Origin of the sequence: Sphaerisporangium viridialbum, assembly GCF_049674955.1 — a bacterium.
Taxonomy (GTDB): Bacteria; Actinomycetota; Actinomycetes; order Streptosporangiales; family Streptosporangiaceae; genus Sphaerisporangium; species Sphaerisporangium viridialbum.
The window spans coordinates 2,438,053-2,456,042 of the sequence record NZ_CP187232.1 but is presented as its reverse complement, the minus strand read 5'-3'; the positions used below and the strand labels follow the sequence as shown (position 1 = coordinate 2,456,042).

Genomic DNA, 17,990 nt, shown 5'->3' with positions numbered 1-17,990 from the left:
GAGGCGCGCGTCGTCCGGGTCGGCGGCACCCGGACGTAGAGGGGGGACCGGAAGGGCGCCGTCACGAACGGGACACGCATACGTTCCTCCGGATCGATCGCTTGGGTCGATCGTGACCCCCCTGCCGACGGCGGCGCACCTTCCGGCTTGCGTTCATCGGTCCGCCTCGTGGCCACGTTTCTTCGGCGTTGCGCACTCTCCACCTGCACCCGTCCAACAGCGCTTCTGCGGTGTTACGGTCGATTTCGAGCCGCCATCCCGGCGGTTCGCTGACCTCGAAGGTCGTCATCGCCCGCCAGACCTCCCGGAGTGTCCATGTCGACTCGGAGCGCCACTCGTGTGCCTGCCGGACGGTTCGGTACGCCCGTCACGTCGAACGGCCGAGCCTTGCTGGCCCTGGTAGAGCAGGATGTCGCCCGGATCCGGGACGGCGCCGCCGCCCTCGACCGTTCCGGCGAGTTCCCGGTGGAGACCTTTGAGCGGTTCCTCGACAACGGCGTCATGGCGGGGACCGTCCCCGAGGAGCTCGGCGGCATGGGCGTCTCGTGCCTGTCCGACGTCGCCACGGTGCTGGCCGCCGTCGCCGAGGCCGACGCCTCCACCGCGCTCGCCCTGCACGTGCAGTTCAGCCGCGGCCTGACCCTCGCCTACGACTGGCAGCACGGCTCGGCGCCGGTGCGCGCGCTGGCGGAGCGGCTGCTGCGGGGCATGGCGTCCGAACGGTTCGTGATCTGCGGCGCCGTGAAGGACCACCACACGGCGGTGACCCGGGTGACGCCCGACGGGCGCGGCGGCTGGCTGCTGTCCGGCCGCAAGACGCTCGTGAGCCTCGCGCCGCTCGCCACCCACTTCGTGGTGCACACCCAGAAGGTCGTCGACGGCGAGCCGGTCACACTGGCCGCCGCGGTGCTCGACCGCTCCGCACCCGGGCTGACGGTCCTGCCCGAGTGGGACGGCCTCGGCATGCGGGCGTCGGGCACGTACGGCATCGTCCTGGACGGCTGCCGGGTCCCCGCGGAGGACGTGCTTCACCGGGGAGTGGTCGGCGCGCACAGCGACCGTGCGCTGGCCGGGCAGACCGTCAGCTCCATCACCATGCTCGGCATCTACGCCGGCGTCGCCCGCGCCGCCCGTGACATCGCGATCGGTGCGGCCGCGCGCCGGCCAGCCGCGCCGCCCGCGGCCGTGCGGGGCCTGGTCTCCGACATCGAGTCCAACCTCTACACGCTTCAGGCCTCGGCCGCGGCGGCGCTCGCCAATGCCGACGAGCTCAACGACGACCTCACCGGTGACCTGGACGAGCGCGGCAGGCGGATGATGGTGCCGTTCCAGTGCGCGAAGCTGGCGGTGAACCGGCTGGCGCTGTCGGTGGTCAACGACTGCCTGACCGTCGTCGGCGGCGCGGGCTACGGGGCGGCGCACCCGCTGTCGCGCCTCTACCGCGACGTGCGCGCCGGGTGGTTCATGCAGCCGTACACCTACGTCGACGCGGTGGACTTCCTCAGCGGCCAGGCGCTCGGCATCGACCGTGACAACGACTACATGAGCTACCGCGTGAGCGCGCCCGCCGCACGCTGAGCGGCCGGCCCGGCATACCGCACCGCCCGGCAGCGCATCGGCGCGGCCCGGGCGGTGTGTCGTTCACAGGCGCCGGGCGGCGAGCAGGCGCACCACGGCCGAGCCCATGAACGCCAAGATGCCCCGAGCACGGTCACCAGTGGCGCGACCGGCCCGGGGCTGGGTCGACTTCGGCTACACCGCCGCGGAATCCGCCCGGTAGAGCGCCTGCCAGTAGTAGCTCCACGGCACGGCGGGACCGTCGGCCACACAGCTCCATGCCGGTCCCGGCCGGTACGCGTCCAGGAACTTCGGCACCTCGGCGGCCACGGCGCGGTTGTCGTGGATGTCGATGACGTCGCGGAGCAGGCCGGTGCGCAGCGCCAGCGCCACCACCTCGTCGCCCTGCACGTGGTCGTCCAGCGTCTTGTCGAGATACTTGCCGACCGGGTTGTTGACGTAGAGGTGGTCGCAGTTGCCGGCGATCAGCCGGAGGTAGTCGACCACCGTGTCCGGCTCCATCTCCGCGAACGAGTCGATGTTCAGGCCGAGGTCGAAGTGCCGGCCCGCGACGGTGTCGTCCACGTCCGACACCGGTGTGAACGTGACCTTCTCGAACTGCTCCGGGGTGAGGACCTCCGCCAGGTACGCCGAGGACAGCTCAAGGGTGTTCTCGAGATCGACGATGTGGTACGAGGCGACGTCGTGGTTGGACAGCATCGCGTGGCAGGTGCGCCCGTAGCCGGCGCCGATCTCCAGCACCGAGCGGCCGTCGAGGTCCAGCGTCCGCGTGATGAACCCCAGCTCGTACACCGCCTGAATGTAGTCGAGGCACACCGTCTCACCGTCGTAGGTGACGGAGAACGGGTCGCCCACGTCGCGGTGGGCGATGTTGCGCAGCCGCTGCCGGTTCTCGGCGTCCAGTCCGCCGGCGAGCGTGTAGACCAATGCCTTGAGGTACCGCACGCCGTTGGTACTGGGGTTCCACAGTGCCAACTTGAAGTTCACATCGTTGGACTTGAAGTCACGAAGATCCCGTACCGCCTCCCGCGTGACGTTCGCGGTGGTGTTGTACGTCCACAGCCCGCTCGCGCCGTACTTCTGAGACAAGGTCCTCCCCTTTCCGGCCCGTACCTCCGGGACGGGTAAGCCCACGACGACCGGCGGGCCGTCATCATTCACCGTGCCGCATGGCGCACGAGGCCCGCATCTCACGGGTTGCGCAGGGCGTTCGGCCCGCGGCCGTCCGCCCGGCCGGAAGCGCAAGCCGGGAGATGCCCGGGCACCGGCCGGGTGCGAGCCTGAGACGGTGAGTGGCCCCGCTCTTCTTCGAGGAGGAACGTCGTGACCGTACGGGTGTGGGACTACCTGCCGGAGTACGAGAAGGAGCACGCTGATCTACTCGACGCGGTGGAGACCGTCTTCCGCTCAGGTCAACTGGTTCTCGGCGAGAGCCTGCGCGCCTTCGAGCGCGACTTCGCCGCCTACCACGGTCAGGGTCACTGCGTCGGCGTCGACAACGGGACGAACGCGATCACCCTCGCGCTGCAGGCGCTCGGCGTCGGCCCCGGCGACGAGGTGATCACGGTGTCCAACACCGCCGCCCCGACCGTGGTCGCCATCGACAACGCCGGCGCCCGCCCGGTCTTCGCCGACGTCCGCGAGGACGACTTCCTCATGGACACCGACCAGGTGGCCGGCCTCATCACCGAGCGCACCCGCGCCCTGCTTCCCGTGCACCTGTACGGCCAGTGCGTCGACATGGCGCCGCTCGAACGGCTGGCGGCCGACCGGGGGCTGGTGATCGTCGAGGACTGCGCGCAGGCACACGGCGCGCGGCACGGCGGACGGCTCGCCGGCACCATGGGGAACGCCGCGGCGTACTCCTTCTATCCCACCAAGGTCCTCGGCGCGTACGGGGACGGCGGCGCCGTCATCACGGGCGACCCGGAGGTCGACGGCCGGTTGCGGCGGCTGCGCTACTACGGGATGGAGGAGGTCTACTACGTCGTCGAGACGCCGGGGCACAACAGCCGGCTCGACGAGGTGCAGGCGGAGATCCTGCGCCGCAAGCTGACCCGCCTCGACCAGTACGTCGCCGGCCGGCGCGCCATCGCCGAGCGGTACGTCGACGGGCTCGGCGACCTGTGCGGCGAGGGCGGCCTCGTGCTGCCGCGCACGGCCCCCGGCAACGAGCACGTGTACTACGTCTACGTGGTGCGCCATCCCGCGCGGGACGAGATCCTGCGCCGGCTGGGAGAGCGCGACATCCAGCTGAACATCAGCTATCCGTGGCCGGTGCACACCATGACCGGCTTCACGCACCTGGGCTACCAGCGCGGGTCACTGCCGGTGACCGAGAAGCTCGCCGGCGAGATCTTCTCGTTGCCGATGTACCCCTCGCTCCCGCTCGCGGTTCAGGACCGGGTCATCGACGCGCTCCGCGAGATCATCACCGCGCTTTGACAAGGAAGGAGCTCGCCAATGCCTGAAGGGAACACCATGACCGTATCCGGCTGCCAGGTCTGTGGGGCCCGGTTGGAGGAATTCCTCGACCTGGGCCGCCAGCCGCTGTCCGATCGCTTCCTGCTCCCCGCGGACATCCCGGGCGAGTTCTTCTTCCGCCTGCGCGTCGGCCAGTGCGTCTCCTGCCGGATGGTGCAGCTGGTCGAGCAGGTGCCCCGGGAGGCGATGTTCCACGAGGACTATCCCTACCATTCGTCCGGTTCGTCGAGGATGCGCGAGCACTTCAGTGCCACGGCCGAGCGGTTCCTGCGCACCGAGCTGCGGCAGGCCGACCCGTTCGTGGTGGAGATCGGCTGCAACGACGGCGTCATGCTGAAGACGGTCAGCGACGCCGGCGTGCGGCAGCTTGGCTTCGAGCCCTCCGGCGGCGTGGCGGAGATCGCGCGTGCCGGTGGCGTGGAGGTGCTGAACGACTTCTTCGAGGAGTCGACGGCCGCAGGGGTGCGCGAGTCGCACGGGGCGGCCGACGTCATCTTCGCGGCCAACACGCTGTGCCACATCCCGTACATCGCCTCGATCTTCAAGGGCGTCGACGCGCTGCTCCACGCGGACGGGGTGTTCGTCTTCGAGGACCCGTACCTGGGCGACATCGTGCGGAAGAACTCCTTCGACCAGATCTACGACGAGCACTTCTTCTTCTTCGCCGCGGGGTCCGTCCAGGCGATGGCGCGGGAGTTCGGGTTCGAGCTGGTGGACGTGGAGCGCCTCACGGTGCACGGCGGGGAGGTGCGCTACACGCTGGCCCGCAGCGGGGTCCGCACACCGTCACCGGCCGTCGCCGAGCTCATCGCCGAGGAGGAGGCGAGCGGCCTCACCGACCTGTCGACGCTGCAGCGGTTCGGGGACCGGGTCGCGGCGATCCGCCAGGACCTCGCCGCCACTCTGACCGGCCTGCGCGCGGAGGGAAAGCGGGTGGTCGCCTACGGCGCCACCGCCAAGAGCGCGACCGTGACGAACTACTGCGGCATCGGCAGCGACCTGGTCTCCTTCGTGTGCGACACGACACCGGCCAAGCAGGACCGGCTGACCCCCGGAACGCACATCCCGGTGCTGCCGGCCGAGGCGTTCGCCAACCCGTACCCGGACTACGCCCTGCTGTTCGCGTGGAACCACGCGGAGGAGATCATGGCCAAGGAGCAGGCCTTCCGGGAAGCGGGCGGGCGATGGATCCTCTACGTGCCCGACGTCCACATCGTCTGACCGGCTCATCCAGGAGAGGGCGGACACCATGACCCCGCACAATCTGGTCGGCGGCGCCGTCGCGTTCACCCCGCGCCAGTACCCGGACCATCGCGGTCTGTTCGTCTCGCTGATGGAGGAGTCGGCGTTCGTCGCCGCGGTGGGGCACCGGCCACCGTCGGTGTCCCAGATCAGCTGCAGTGTCTCGCGGCCCGGCGTGGTGCGTGGCCTGCACTACTGCCGCACGCCACCGGGCTGCGCGAAGTTCGTGTACTGCCCGCGCGGACGTGTCCTCGACATCGTGGCGGACATCCGCGTCGGCTCGCCGACCTTCGGCCGGTGGGACTCGGTGATCCTGGACGACCGCGACTTCCGTTCGGTCTACATTCCGGTCGGCATGGCGCACATGTTCGTGTCGCTGGAGCCCAACAGCATGATGTCGTACGCGCTGTCGGTGGAGTACGTGGCCGAGAACGAGCTGGCGGTGTCGCCGTTCGATCACGAGCTCGCCATTCCGCTGCCCGCCGGGCTGGAACCGATCGTGTCGGACCGGGACCGCGAGGCCCCGACCCTGGCCGAGGCGCTGGCCGCCGGCGCGCTGCCGGACTACGACACCTGCCTGCGGCAGGAGGCGGAGCTGAGCCAGCGGCTCCCCGTGTGACCCGATCGGCATGAGAGCGTCCCGTCAGAAGATCTCTGGCGGGGCGCTCCGGCTTTCGGCGAGTCCGGCGAGTCCGGCGAGTCCGGCGAGAGGAAATTCATTACAGGTGAGCGGGGGAAGACTGGTTCGATAGGCGGATGGACTTCTCCCGGCTTCTCAGCTGTCTCGATGACGACTTCGCTCTACTGCGTGCCGCCGTCGCCGGCACCGATCCGTCAGCACGCGTGCCATCTTGCCCCGACTGGTCCGTCGGAGAGCTCGCGCGGCATGTCGCCGAGGTCTACCTGCACAAGGCCGAGTGCATCCGGCTCGGGGCCTTCCCCGAAGAGTGGCCGCCCGGCGTGCTCGACCCCGATCCCGTGACCTCGCTCGACAGGACCCACGCCGTGCTGACCGGGCAGTTCTCGGCGCACTCCCCCGCCGACCACGCGGCCACATGGCACGAACCCGATCAGACCGTCGGCTTCTGGATCCGCCGCATGGCCCAGGAGACGGTGATCCACCGCATCGACGCCGAGCTCGCGGCGGGGCGTCCGGTGTCCCCCGTCCCGGACGATCTCGCCTTCGACGGCATCGACGAGGTCCTGAAGCTGTTCGTCGGCTACGGCAGCACCAGCTGGCTGGACGACTTCGGCACCCTTCTCGACGCGCCGGACGAGCGCCCGCTCTCGATCTCCACGAGCCACCACGCCTGGACGCTGACGGCCGTCGCCGGCAAGGGCGCCCAGCCCGGCCATGTGGACGTGAAGGACGCGGCCACCGGGTTCGAGGGGGACGCGCTGGTGAGCGGGAACGCGGTCCCGCTCCTGCTCTGGCTCTGGAACCGCGGCGACGACGCCTCCGTGCGCGTCTCCGGCGACGAGGCCCTGCTGAAGCAGTTCCACGCCCTGCGAACCGCCGCGACGCAGTGACCCCTCGCCGAGTCGGCGCCGGGCTCGTGGCGCATTCGAATCGACGTTGAGGCCGGGCGCCTGACGCCGCTCGGCCAGGTGGTCACCGCATGTCGGATGGCCGCGTCGCCCGGTTCTCCGTCTCGCGCGGTGTCTCGAAGCACGCGAGCCAGGTGGTGAGAAGCGATTCCAGTTGCGCCGCCTCTTCCGGCGTCAGGTGGTCGAGGAGCCGGCGTTCATTGCGCATGTGCTCGCCGAACGCCTGGTCGATCAGCTCCCTGCCGGCATCGGTGAGTGCGACGACACGTGCGCGGCGATCGCTCGTGCTGGGACGGCGCGTGACCAGCCCGTCGCGTTCGAGCCGGTCGATGCGTTTGGTCATGGCCCCCGTGGTGACCATGGTGAACGCGGCGAGCTCTCCGGGTGCACGTTCGAAGGGCTCACCGGCGCGTCGGAGGGTGGCGAGCACATCGAACTCCCCCTCCCCGAGCCCATAGCGCCGGTAGACGACACAAAGCTGTTCGGTGAGGTGGTCGGCGACGCGGTGCAGCCGTCCGATCACACCTTGGGGCCGCACATCCACGTCGGGTCGTTCACGGGCCCAGGCCTGCTGGATGCGGGCGACATGGTCGAGGCGCTCACTCACCTCTCCAATATAGCTTCCATGGAAGCTATATTAGCTTCCATGGAAGCTAATCTCCGGTGGGTGCCTGTCACCGCGATCGCACCCGTGGCGTGGGGCACTACCTATTTCGTCACCCATCGGTTCCTGCCGGCCGAATACCCGCTGTACGGGGCGGCGATCCGGGCGCTGCCGGCGGGTCTGCTGCTCCTCCTTGTGCACAGGAGGCTTCCCCAGGGGTCATGGTGGTGGAAATCGCTGGTCCTCGGCACCATGAACATGAGCGCGTTCTTCGCACTGGTCTATCTGGCGGCGCAGACGCTTCCGACGAGCATCGCGTCGACGGTCATGGCGACCTCGCCGATCGTGATGATGCTGTTCGCCTGGGCGGCGCTTTCCGAGCGCCCGCGGACGACGCACATGACCGGAGCCGCTGTCGGCATCGGGGGCGTCTGTCTCATGCTGCTGGACGGCGCGAGCACCGTGAACGCCTCCGGTGTATTCGCTTCCATCATGGCCATGGCGATGTCGTCCCTCGGCTACGTGCTCGCCAAGAAGTGGAGCGCGGACGTCGATGTCTTCTCGCTGACTTCCTGGCAGCTCATCGCCGGCGGACTGGTCCTGTTGCCGGTCGCGGTCGCGGTGGAGGGATCACCGCCCGCCCTGGACGGACCCGCGTTGATCGGCTTCGGCTATGTCACGGTCGTCGCGACCGCTCTCGCCTTCGCCGCCTGGTTCACGGGACTGCGGCACCTGAGCGCTGGGACGGTGGGGCTCATCGGGCTACTCAACCCGATGACCGGTGTCCTGCTCGGCACCGTGGCCGCCGGTGAGACGCTCGCCGCTCAACAGATCTGCGGACTCGCACTGGTCTTCCTCGGGATCCTTTTCGGCCAGCCTTTCACGGCTCGCCTCATCACGCTCGTCAGAGCCCGGCGTCCCGATCGTGGCAGAGTGGCAGGCGGGGGAGCATCGTGCGATCTTTCGCCGCCCCATGTGGTGAAATGATGTACGGAGTCCAGAAAGGTCACTCGATGCGTGTTACGACGGATGCCGACGTGCGCCAGGTGTTCGACCGGATCGCGGATCGGTATGACGACCAGATGCGGGCCTGGGAGCGGCGCCTGTTTCCGGGTAGCCGGGAGTGGGCCGTCGGGCAGGCGCGCGGCCATATCGTGGAGATCGCGGTCGGCACCGGGCTCAACCTGCCGCTGTACGACGCCGGCGTCACGGTGGTCGGGATCGAACTGTCCGAGCGCATGCTGGAACTGGCGCGGCGGCGGGTGGCGCGGGCCGGGCTCGGCGAGCGGGTGGAGTTGCGGCAGGGCGATGTGCAGCGCCTGGAGTTGCCCGACGGCATCGCGGACACCGTACTGTCCACGTTCACGATGTGCACCATCCCGGACCCAGCGGCCGCGGCGCGCGAGGCCTACCGCGTGCTCAAGCCGGGCGGGCGGTTCGTGCTTGCCGAGCATGGGCCGTCAAGCAACCCGATCATCCGGGCTGGGATGCGGTTGGTGGAACCGGTGTTCGTGCGGTTCGAAGCCGACTACCTCACCCGCGATCCCCGGCCGTACCTGGAGCAGGCCGGTTTCCAGATCGAGTCGGTGTCCCGGATGACACGCGGCATCAGCTTCCGGGTGCTGGCCGTCCGGCCATGACCTGCCAGGTCGCACGGGAATGATTTTTCGGTACATGTACGGATGCCACTACGTATGTACTGCGCCTTTCGGTGGCCATACCGTCACGCACAAGTCGATTCGCCCATCACGACGAGGTCAGGAGCGTCATACCATGTCGTACCCGTCCTGACGGTGAACCTTACGACGGCGTCCGGGCTGCCGAGCGGCACCACGGCGAACTTCAACCCGGCCTCGGTGACCTCGGGCGGCTCCTCGGCGCTCACGCTCTCCACCTCGGCGTCGACGCCGAACGGCACCTACACCGTCACCATCACGGGCACGGTGAGACCGCGACCCGCACCACGACATGGACGCTGACGGTCAGCGGCGTGGGCGGAAACCGGACGTTCGCCAACGACAGCGAACGAGAAGCCGGCAGCAGTGTGGCGCGGCGGCCGTGGGCCGTCGCGCCACAGGTGCGGTGTTTCGGGTGTTAGGGGTCAGCTCGCGCTGCAGGAGACCGTCGGCCAGGTCCAGTTGCCGTTGGTCTGGATGGTCACGCCGAAGTTGTTGCCGTTGCCGTTCGGCTTGGCGGTCAGCACCTGGGCGCTGGGGTAGCTGGCGCTGATGTTCCAGGTCGCGATGATCTTGGCCGGGGACGGCACGTTCATCGTCACGGTCCAGTTGCTCGAACCGCTGACCGAGACGTTGAGGTTGTACCGGTCACTCCACTGCTGACCCGCGGACAGCGACGCGGTGCAGCTGCCGCCGCCACCGCCGCCGCCACCGCCGCCGCCACCACCGCCACCGCCGGAGCTGTCCACCGTTATGTTGGAGTTCCCGCTGCTTTGATATCCCTCTGTTGCGAGGATCATGTAGTCATGACTGCCCAGATTCATTCCATTACGGGCCCATGCGTCGAAGTGGTTGCCAGTGGTTATGGTTCCGCCCGTCTTCTTCGACTGCCGGACGCTCCAGTACTGATTGAAGGTTCTAGTGCCTTCGATGGAGGGGGCGTTGGTTCGCGTCGTCTGGTAGATGTCGTACGTGCCGCCATCGCTGGTGACCGTGCCCTTGTACGTTCCCGTGGGCCGATAAGTGCCCCAGTTGTCGACGATGTAATATTCCACGAGTGGGTTTCTCGTCCACCCATAGAGAGCCAGATATGCATTGCCGGACGGATTGAAGCTGCCTGAGTAGTTCACGGTCCTACGTCCGCCGGTGCTCCAGCCCTTGCCGGCGACGAAATTCCCGACGTTGCTCCATGAGGTGCTGTAATTGCCGCCGGATCCCAGGGTCATGGAGGACGACCCGCCGCCATCGGTCCAGAATGAATAGAAGTAGCCGTTGTTGGTGCCGGTTTGACTGGTGGTTATGGCCGCGTTGGCGATGCCGGGCAGCATCGTTATGGCCGCGGCCAGCGCTACGGCGCAGGCACGGCCGATGAGCAGCCTGGTGCGGCCGCGTCTGCGGCTCTGCGGGTGGGCGAGGGCGTCGTTCATGTGCGTGCTTCCTCCTTGTGAAGGCCGGCCGGGAGATCAGGCAGCGTGATACGACCCGGCGGGGGGGTTGGCCGGTGCGGCGTGGCGAGCCCCAGGAGATCGCCACGCCACGTTCTGGGCCGGGCGGCATGCCAGTCCGCCGGGCGGTGTGTCGGGTAGGCCGGGTAGGGATCAGCCGACCCGGCAGGAGACCGTCGGCCAGGTCCAGTTGCCGTTGGTCTGGATGGTCACACCCCAGTTGTTGCCGTTGCCGTTGGGCTTGGCGGTCAGCACCTGGGCGCTGGGGTAGCTGGCGCTGATGTTCCAGGTCGCGATGATCTTGGCCGGGGACGGCACGTTCATCGTCACGGTCCAGTTGCTCGATCCGCTGACCGAGACGTTGAGGTTGTACCGGTCACTCCACTGCTGGCCCGCGGACAGCGACGCGGTGCAGCTGCCGCCGCCACCGGGCGGAGGGCTGGACGGAGGCGGGGTACCGCCGCCGTCGGTGGGCGCGACGGCCCTGCCGGTGGCGGGGGAGATCATGCCGGCGCACAGGTTGCGGCTGCGCAGGTTCGCGGTGATCTGCGGGATCGCCTGGACCGTCGTCGCGTACTGGTCGTGCATGAGGATGACCTGACCGTTCTGCAGCCGGCCCGCCGCCTGCACGATCTGGGCGGTGCTGGCGCCGTTCCAGTCCTGGGAGTCGACGTCCCAGATGATCTCGGTGAGGCCGAGCTGCTGCTCGACCGACTTGAGAGTGCCGTTGGTCTCCCCGTACGGCGGGCGGAACAGCTTCGGCGCGGTCCCGGTGGCCTGCTGGATGGCCTGCTGGGTCCGCTGGAGCTCCGACTGGATCTGCGAGCTGCTCAGCTGGGTCAGGTGCGGGTGGGTGTAGCTGTGGTTGCCGATCCACATGCCGGCGTCCTGCTGGGCCCTGACCAGTGCCTGGTTGTTCTGCGCGTTCTGCCCGATGTTGAAGAACGTTGCCCGCAGCCCGTTCGACTTGAGGGTGTTCAGCAGGTTGTTGGTGTTGCTCGGGTTCGGGCCGTCGTCGTAGGTGAGGCCGACGTAGCCGGCGCTACAGTCCGCGGCGCTGGCAGAGGACGACAGGCCCACGAAGAAGGTCGCGCCCAGGATGCCGGTCACGCCGGCGATGAGAGCCTTGCGAACGCCGGACAGGCGGTCGCGGGTCCTGCCGTGCGGGATGGCGCTGTCGATCATGTCTGTACCTCCACTGGAACACTGATCGTCGAGGTGGCATGTGTGCGGAGGCCGGCCTGTGCGCAATTCTGCGTACTTCGCCGAAACATGTCAATCAGATGACGAAATATTTCAGACGGATTAACCGTTTAAGCACGGCTTGACCTCGTGAAATTCAGATGAATTCCCCGAAATATTTCGAGACTGGCGTTAGGGCCAAGCGACCCAGGGTCGGGCGGTGAGGTGGGCCACATGGCCTTGTGGATGCACTTGCCGGAGATCGGGCACGGGACGCCGAGAGTCTGAACTGCGGCTCCTCCAGCATCCAGCGGATGTCGACCGCCTGAGCGGAAGGGAGATGGTCGCCACCATGGTGGACACCGACCGGCCACAGGATCGACCGTTGCGGAGCTAAAAGTTTCTTCACTTCTCAGAAAGTTTCAGCGCAGCCGGCTCCTGCCGAAGGCTACGTGAGCTCCGGTTTTGTCCGGTCCAGTGGAGATCATGCACCCGCGCATTGGGCACAGGCGTTGACCGCCGTCCTGCAACTGTCTTACGTTCCACCTCGGACGAAGGCCGGCGATGGAGGCAGCGATGGCTTCGATCATGGGTGGGCTCGCCGTTGATGAAAGCATGAGAACGACCTAGACCGTTAATTCTGGCGTCTCGTAGTGTCGCCGCATGACGACTGTGCTCTGCGTACCACAATGGCAAGGTTCGGCGTCGAGCAAGGCGCCGCGGCTGATGGCCGGTGCTCGCCGCGCCGCCGAGCTCGTTCCGGCCGACGCCGTGGTGACCGTGCCGGTGCTTGATACCGGTGGGGAAAAGGTCGCCGGGATCCGCGCGTTCGACGCGCTCGTGGAGAACCAGCGGCTGACGCGGAAGGCACTGGCCGGCATCGACGACCGGGTGATCACCATCGGCGGCGACTGCGCGGTCGACATCCCGACTATCGCCGCTGCCCACGCTCGCTATGGGGACGCTTTGACGGTGCTGTGGATCGACGCACACCCGGACGTCTACAGCCCGCAGTCCCTGCCATCGGGTGCCTTCCACGCGATGGTGGTACGCGCACTGCTCGGAGACGGGCCGGCAGGCCTCACGCCGGAGCAGCCGCTGGCACCACAGCAAGTGATCATCGCCGGAGAGCGGGCGGGCGACGTGTCCGAGCACGAGTACCTCGCGAAGAATGGCCTGCGCAGGTACGGCGTCGACGACCTGGAGCGCGTGCTGGACGGTCTACGCGGCCCCGTGTACGTACACATCGACCTGGACGTCCTGGAGCCCACCGCTTTCGGCGCGACCTGCTACCCGGAGCCGAACGGCGTGCAGCCGCAGCGACTGATCGACCTCGTCTCCCAGGTGAACGACATCATCGGGGCAGCCATCACCGAACACGCGCCATCCAGCGACGACGTCAACCCCGGCGAGGCCGAGGTGATCCGCCGGCTGGGGGCCGTGCTGACGCGCTGACGGTCGCGACAGAGCCGATTCGCCTCAGGGGGTCCATCTGACGTTCGGGTTGAGATGGCCGGTCCAGTCGAAGACGGCCATGTTGTCCCAGCCGTCCCCGCTGCCGTTGATGTTCGCGGGGTCCCAGCCGTTGCCGGGCACCGCGTACCAGGTGGGCTCCCAGTAGAAGACGCCGATGGCTCCCGCGCCGCGGGCGGTGTTCTGCACCGCGGCGAACTCCGCACCTTGCCCTTGCCAGGTGAGGGCGTATCCCGAGCACCCGGACGTGACCGAGTTGCCGGTGGAGTCCGCGTTGGCGGAGGTGAACGGGTACGCCGTTTCGGCAACGATGACCGGCTTGCCGTAGCGGGACCGCATGTCCGAGATGACGCTGGACAGGTTGGACAGCGTGCCGTGCCACATGCAGTAGTACGACAGGCCGGTGATATCCCAGGACACGCCCTTGGCTCTGATGCCGTCGTAGAACCAGCGGGCGTTGGCGTCGCTGTCCGCGTCGGCGGTATGGATGATCACCTGTGTGCCGCTGTTGCACGCCTTGGTCGCGTTGTACCCGGCCTTGAGCAGAAGGCTCAGGTTGGTGAAGTCATTGTTGATGACCTTGCCGTCGTTCCACAGCATGCCGACGTTGATCTCGTTGCCGATCTGCACGCTGTCGGGGGTGGTGCCCTGCGCCTTGAGGCTGGAGCATACGTCGTAGGTGTAGTTGTAGACGTCGGTCTGCAACTGGCCGATGCCGTGGCTGGACCAGGCGGCCGGCTTGGTCTGTTTGCCGGGGTCTGCCCAGGTGTCGGAGTAGTGGAAGTCGATCAGCAGCTTCAGGCCCTTGGCCTTGACCGTCTTGGCGTACGCCAGCACCTTGGCCCGGTTGTTGTACCCACTGGCCGGATTGTTCCAGACGCGCAGGCGGACGTAGTTGACGCCGATGCTCTGGAGGATGTCCAGCGGGTCCCTCTGGTTGCCGCTCGCGTCGTAGTACTTGGCGCCCAGGTCCAGAGCACGCTGCGCCGTGGAGACGTCGGCGCCCAGCATGCTCAGGGAGCCGGCGGACGCGGCGTGCGCCGTCTGTCCGGTGGGCAGAGCCGCGGCGGCGCACAAGAGCAGCGCCGCCAAGATCTTCTTCATGGTTCCTCCGGTCAGGAGAGGAGTTGTGGACGGCCCCCGGTTTCCCTCGGCACCGCGCGTGGTCAGGGTTCGCGCGGGGCGAGGGCGCCTATGTGCGGATGATGGTGACCCCTCCGGCGGGCACCGTCGCCGACCCGGCGTAGTGGGCGCCGTCGAGCACTCCCGTGCCGGTCACCCCGTCGACCGTCGCCGGCTCGTCCGCATGGTTGATGAGGAAGATGTGGTCGCCCCGCCGTACGATCTCCAGGGTGTCGGGGAGGTCGCGTGGCCGGGACACGCCCGCGTGGTCGAGAGCCAGGGCGACGAGCCCGCGTAGACCGGGGGCGTGCTCGGCGCCGTCGCCGCGCGGGTCGAGGGCGGTGGCGACGTACCATGCGGCGCCCGCGCCCAGGTCGTGCCGGGTGACCGCGGGGTGTCCCGCGTCGGGCCCGTCGGCGAAATCGTGCAGGGCCCGCGCTCCTGTCAGGCGCACGCGCTCGGACCAGATACGGCCGGTGGGTCGCGGCCGGGCATCCGGATCGGGCGAGGGTGTCCCCGCCGACGGGCGGAAGGTGACCGTCTCGTGCTCGCGCAGCGGGTGGAACTCCTCGACCGACACGCCGAGCACCTCGCGCAGCGCTCCGGGATATGGGCCGGCGTGGACGGTGTCGTTCTCGTCCACGATGCCGGAGAAGTACGACACGAGCAGATGGCCGCCGGCCTCGACGTAGCAGTGCAGGCTCTTGGCCGACGCCTCGCCGAGCAGATAGGAGCTGGGCAGTAGGACCAGCTTGTACGGGGACAGGTCGGCCGAGGGATGGACGAAGTCGACGGTCACATGCTCGCGCCACAACGCCTCGTAGAAGGCCTCCATCCGCTCCCGGAACCGCAGATCGGTCGAGGGGCGCCACTCCAGCTCGAGCGCCCAGTAGGACTCCCAGTCCCATGCGATGGCCACGTCGGCCTCCACCCGCGAGCCGCGGGAGGACGCCAGCTTGCGCAGGTCGGCGCCCAGCTCCACCACGTCCCGCCAGATCCGGGAGTCGGTGCCGGCGTGGGGGAGCATGGCCGAGTGGAACTTCTCGGCGCCGTAGCGCGAGGCGCGCCACTGGAAGAACAGCACCGAATCGGACCCGCGTGCCACATGGGCGAGGCTGTTGCGGCGCATCTCTCCCGGCCGCTTGGCGAGGTTGCGCGGCTGCCAGTTGACCGCGCCGGTGGAGTGCTCGATCAGCATCCAGGGCCGGCCTCCGGCGACCGAGCGGGTCAGGTCGGCGGCCATCGCCAGCCCGATGTGCGGGTCGTCCCGCTCGGCGTCGAGGTAGTGGTCGTTGGCGACCACGTCGACCTCCGCCGCCCAGCGCCAGTAGTCCATCGGCTTGCAGTTCGGGATCATGAAGTTCGTGGTGACGGGCAGGTCGCTGTACCGCCGGATCACCTCGCGCTCTCTGCGGAAGCAGGTGATGTGCGCGTCGACGGAGAAGCGCATGAAGTCGAGCTGGAGACCGTTGAGGAGGCCGGCGGGCGCCATCGCGGGCGGCTCGACCTCGTCGAACGAGCCGTAGGTCAGCCCCCAGAAGGTGGTGCCCCAGGCGGCGTTGAGCGCGCCTATCTCGCCGTACTTGTGCCTCAGCCAGGCGCGGAACGCCGTGGCCGAGGTCGGGCAGTAGCAGTGCGCGTTGGCCCAGCCGTACTCGTTGTGCACGTGCCACATGGCCAGGGCGGGGTGCGGGCCGTACCGGGCGGCAAGGGCCGTGACGACCCGCTCCGACGCCACGGCGTAGTCGGGCGAACTCGGGCAGAAGCTGTGCCGCGAGCCCCCGCCGAGCACACGGCCCTCCCGGTCCACCAACCGGCTGCCCGGGTAGCGGCTCCGGAACCACGCGGGCGGTGAGGATGTGGGGGTGGCCAGGTCGACGTGGACTCCCGCCGAGTGGAGCAGATCGAGAATCCGGTCCAGCCGGGCGAAGTCGTACTCGCCCTCCTCTGGCTCGATCAGTCCCCAGTTGAAGACGCCCACCGTGACCAGGTTCACCCCGGCCTCGCGCATCAGGCGGACATCCTCCCGCCACACCTCCTCCGGCCACTGCTCGGGGTTGTAGTCCCCGCCGTACGCGAGGCCCTCGGGCAGGACGGGGTATCCGGGCACATCTCCCCCTCAAACAATTCTTCTGTGAACGTGCACAGTAGCGCACAACCGATCGCCCGAGAAGGTGCCGAATATCTTCCCTGATGGATGCCACACGTTAACAACAACGTAACGGTCATTGACGTCATTGGGCGCATCTCCCACTCTGTGAACGTTCCCAGATATCCGCAGCCTCTGGCATCCCCTCGCCATCCGCCTGGAGGAATACATGCGCACGAACCGGCTAGCAGCGACGGCGGTGGCGATCCTCGCCACCGCGCTCCTCACGGCGTGCTCGGGCAACTCCGACGAGCCGTCCTCGCCGGCCACCGGCAGAAGCGTGGCACCCGCCGGCCCGGTCAGGCTGACCTACTGGAGTTGGGTGCCGGGCATGGACAAGATCGCCGCGGTGTGGAACCGGACCCATCCCGACATTCAGGTGACGGTGAGCAAGCAGGCGGGGGGCGACGACGCGGCGGCCAAGTTCCTGACCGCCGCCAAGGCGGGCAACCCACCGGACCTGGTCCAGGCCGAGTACCAGATGCTGCCCTCCTTCGTCGCCGCCGACGCCGTGGCCGACATCAAGGCGGAGACCGCACAGGTCAAGGGCGAATTCGGCGACGGGATCTGGGGCCTGGTCACCCTCGGCACCGACGCCGTCTACGCGGTCCCCCAGGACAGCGGGCCCATGATGCTCTACTACCGGCGGGACCTGTTCGAGAAGTACGGCATCGAGGTCCCGAAGACCTGGGACGAGTACGCCCAGGCGGCCCGTACCGTGCGCAAGAAGGACCCCAAGGCGTTCCTCGGCACGTTCTCCAGCAAGGACCCGGGCTGGTTCACCGGGCTCGCCCAGCAGGCGGGGGCCCAGTGGTGGTCGATCAGCGGCGACGCCTGGAAGGTCGCCATCGACGACGCGGCCACCGAGAAGGTCGCCGGCTACTGGGGTGGCCTGGTGAAGGAGGGCGTCATCGACACGATGCCGTACTTCACCCCGGAGTGGAACAAGGCGCTCAACGACGGCACGCTGCTCACCTGGCCGTCGGCCGTGTGGGGGCCGGGCGTGCTGTCCAGCAACGCGCCGAAGGGCAAGGGCAAGTGGGCCATCGCCCCGCTGCCGCAGTGGAACGCCGGTGAGGATCACAGCGGGTTCTGGGGCGGCTCCTCCACCGCCGTCGCCGCGAAGTCGCCCAACAAGGCCGCCGCCGCCGAGTTCGCCGCCTGGCTGAACACCGACTCTGAGGCCCTCACGGCGCTCATCAAGGAAGGCACGATCTATCCCGCCTCCACCAAGGGCGGCTCGCTGCTCACCACCACGCCCGACTACTTCTCCAACCAGCCCGACTTCTGGCAGCAGGCGGCCGCGATCGGCGCCACCGCCCGCGGCTTCACCTTCGGCCCGGACGTCAACGTGACGTACAACGCCTACAAGGACGCGTTCGACAAGGCCGTCGCCGCCAAGTCCGGCTTCCCGGCCGCCGTCCAGACGATGCAGGACGTCACGGTCGCGGACATGCGCAAGTCCGGCTTCACCCTGGCCCAGTGAC

General features: G+C 68.4%; 16 protein-coding genes. 9 read left to right on the top strand and 7 right to left on the bottom strand.

Annotation, left to right across the window (positions count from 1 at the left end):
- Nucleotides 1-387 precede the first annotated feature (387 nt).
- Nucleotides 388-1,578, top strand: a complete 1,191-nt coding sequence (locus ACOZ38_RS10900) for an acyl-CoA dehydrogenase family protein (protein ID WP_424530080.1) — start codon at nt 388-390, stop codon at nt 1,576-1,578.
- A gap of 174 nt (nt 1,579-1,752) precedes the next feature.
- Here ACOZ38_RS10900 and ACOZ38_RS10895 read toward each other — a convergent pair whose 3' ends face one another.
- On the bottom strand, nt 1,753-2,667 hold the full coding sequence (locus ACOZ38_RS10895) for a putative sugar O-methyltransferase (RefSeq protein ID WP_424530079.1): 915 nt from the start codon (nt 2,665-2,667) through the stop codon (nt 1,753-1,755).
- 234 nt (nt 2,668-2,901) lie between these two features.
- Here ACOZ38_RS10895 and ACOZ38_RS10890 point away from each other — a divergent pair, with 234 nt between their 5' ends.
- The 4 genes from ACOZ38_RS10890 to ACOZ38_RS10875 all read left to right on the top strand — a co-directional run bounded on the left by ACOZ38_RS10890 (nt 2,902) and on the right by ACOZ38_RS10875 (nt 6,834).
- Nucleotides 2,902-4,023: a DegT/DnrJ/EryC1/StrS family aminotransferase gene (locus tag ACOZ38_RS10890; RefSeq protein ID WP_424530078.1), complete on the top strand. Its 1,122-nt coding sequence runs from the start codon at nt 2,902-2,904 to the stop codon at nt 4,021-4,023.
- A gap of 18 nt (nt 4,024-4,041) precedes the next feature.
- Nucleotides 4,042-5,283 (top strand): methyltransferase domain-containing protein, encoded by a 1,242-nt coding sequence (locus tag ACOZ38_RS10885; RefSeq protein WP_405145969.1) that lies wholly within the window; start codon nt 4,042-4,044, stop codon nt 5,281-5,283.
- A gap of 28 nt (nt 5,284-5,311) precedes the next feature.
- On the top strand, nt 5,312-5,923 hold the full coding sequence (locus ACOZ38_RS10880; protein WP_405145967.1) for a dTDP-4-dehydrorhamnose 3,5-epimerase family protein: 612 nt from the start codon (nt 5,312-5,314) through the stop codon (nt 5,921-5,923).
- 137 nt (nt 5,924-6,060) lie between these two features.
- Nucleotides 6,061-6,834, top strand: coding sequence for a maleylpyruvate isomerase family mycothiol-dependent enzyme (locus tag ACOZ38_RS10875; RefSeq protein WP_424530076.1), 774 nt, complete (start codon nt 6,061-6,063; stop codon nt 6,832-6,834).
- A gap of 82 nt (nt 6,835-6,916) precedes the next feature.
- Here the strand turns inward: ACOZ38_RS10875 and ACOZ38_RS10870 are convergent, their stop codons facing one another.
- On the bottom strand, nt 6,917-7,459 hold the full coding sequence (locus ACOZ38_RS10870) for a MarR family winged helix-turn-helix transcriptional regulator (RefSeq protein WP_424530074.1): 543 nt from the start codon (nt 7,457-7,459) through the stop codon (nt 6,917-6,919).
- Here ACOZ38_RS10870 and ACOZ38_RS10865 point away from each other — a divergent pair.
- Nucleotides 7,439-8,443, top strand: a complete 1,005-nt coding sequence (locus ACOZ38_RS10865) for an EamA family transporter (protein WP_424530073.1) — start codon at nt 7,439-7,441, stop codon at nt 8,441-8,443. The genes ACOZ38_RS10870 and ACOZ38_RS10865 overlap by 21 nt on opposite strands.
- Nucleotides 8,440-9,096, top strand: a complete 657-nt coding sequence (locus ACOZ38_RS10860) for a class I SAM-dependent methyltransferase (protein WP_424530072.1) — start codon at nt 8,440-8,442, stop codon at nt 9,094-9,096. Before ACOZ38_RS10865 ends, ACOZ38_RS10860 begins: the two co-directional genes overlap by 4 nt.
- Nucleotides 9,097-9,179: 83 nt before the next feature.
- On the opposite strand, the gene ACOZ38_RS10855 is transcribed toward ACOZ38_RS10860, so the two are convergent.
- From ACOZ38_RS10855 to ACOZ38_RS10845, 3 genes are all read right to left on the bottom strand, one after another.
- Nucleotides 9,180-9,374, bottom strand: coding sequence for a hypothetical protein (locus ACOZ38_RS10855; protein WP_424530070.1), 195 nt, complete (start codon nt 9,372-9,374; stop codon nt 9,180-9,182).
- Between the two features lie 183 nt (nt 9,375-9,557).
- On the bottom strand, nt 9,558-10,559 hold the full coding sequence (locus tag ACOZ38_RS10850) for a glycoside hydrolase family 11 protein (RefSeq protein WP_424530069.1): 1,002 nt from the start codon (nt 10,557-10,559) through the stop codon (nt 9,558-9,560).
- Nucleotides 10,560-10,730: 171 nt separating this feature from the next.
- Nucleotides 10,731-11,762, bottom strand: coding sequence for a polysaccharide deacetylase family protein (locus ACOZ38_RS10845; protein WP_424530067.1), 1,032 nt, complete (start codon nt 11,760-11,762; stop codon nt 10,731-10,733).
- A 660-nt stretch (nt 11,763-12,422) separates the two neighbouring features.
- Between ACOZ38_RS10845 and ACOZ38_RS10840 the strand changes: the two genes are divergently transcribed.
- Nucleotides 12,423-13,214, top strand: a complete 792-nt coding sequence (locus tag ACOZ38_RS10840) for an arginase family protein (protein ID WP_424530066.1) — start codon at nt 12,423-12,425, stop codon at nt 13,212-13,214.
- A gap of 24 nt (nt 13,215-13,238) precedes the next feature.
- On the opposite strand, the gene ACOZ38_RS10835 is transcribed toward ACOZ38_RS10840, so the two are convergent.
- Together ACOZ38_RS10835 and ACOZ38_RS10830 are read right to left on the bottom strand one after the other, a co-directional pair.
- Complete coding sequence (locus tag ACOZ38_RS10835; RefSeq protein WP_424530064.1) at nt 13,239-14,336, bottom strand: glycoside hydrolase family 53 protein; 1,098 nt, start codon at nt 14,334-14,336, stop codon at nt 13,239-13,241.
- Between the two features lie 88 nt (nt 14,337-14,424).
- Nucleotides 14,425-16,464 (bottom strand): beta-galactosidase, encoded by a 2,040-nt coding sequence (locus ACOZ38_RS10830; protein WP_424530062.1) that lies wholly within the window; start codon nt 16,462-16,464, stop codon nt 14,425-14,427.
- A gap of 208 nt (nt 16,465-16,672) precedes the next feature.
- Between ACOZ38_RS10830 and ACOZ38_RS10825 the strand changes: the two genes are divergently transcribed.
- A complete protein-coding gene (locus ACOZ38_RS10825) occupies nt 16,673-17,989 on the top strand; it encodes an ABC transporter substrate-binding protein (protein ID WP_424530060.1) in 1,317 nt (438 codons plus the stop codon).
- The last annotated feature ends 1 nt before the right edge of the window (nt 17,990 follow it).

Excerpts from the sequence above, each read along its gene's own strand:
- ACOZ38_RS10885 (WP_405145969.1), top strand. The coding sequence starts at position 4,042 with ATGCCTGAAGGGAACACCATGACCGTATCCGGCTGCCAGGTCTGTGGG.
- ACOZ38_RS10880 (WP_405145967.1), top strand. The coding sequence starts at position 5,312 with ATGACCCCGCACAATCTGGTCGGCGGCGCCGTCGCGTTCACCCCGCGC.
- ACOZ38_RS10875 (WP_424530076.1), top strand. The coding sequence starts at position 6,061 with ATGGACTTCTCCCGGCTTCTCAGCTGTCTCGATGACGACTTCGCTCTA.
- ACOZ38_RS10865 (WP_424530073.1), top strand. The coding sequence starts at position 7,439 with ATGGTCGAGGCGCTCACTCACCTCTCCAATATAGCTTCCATGGAAGCT.
- ACOZ38_RS10860 (WP_424530072.1), top strand. The coding sequence starts at position 8,440 with ATGATGTACGGAGTCCAGAAAGGTCACTCGATGCGTGTTACGACGGAT.
- ACOZ38_RS10850 (WP_424530069.1), bottom strand. The coding sequence starts at position 10,559 with ATGAACGACGCCCTCGCCCACCCGCAGAGCCGCAGACGCGGCCGCACC.
- ACOZ38_RS10845 (WP_424530067.1), bottom strand. The coding sequence starts at position 11,762 with ATGATCGACAGCGCCATCCCGCACGGCAGGACCCGCGACCGCCTGTCC.
- ACOZ38_RS10840 (WP_424530066.1), top strand. The coding sequence starts at position 12,423 with ATGACGACTGTGCTCTGCGTACCACAATGGCAAGGTTCGGCGTCGAGC.
- ACOZ38_RS10835 (WP_424530064.1), bottom strand. The coding sequence starts at position 14,336 with ATGAAGAAGATCTTGGCGGCGCTGCTCTTGTGCGCCGCCGCGGCTCTG.
- ACOZ38_RS10825 (WP_424530060.1), top strand. The coding sequence starts at position 16,673 with ATGCGCACGAACCGGCTAGCAGCGACGGCGGTGGCGATCCTCGCCACC.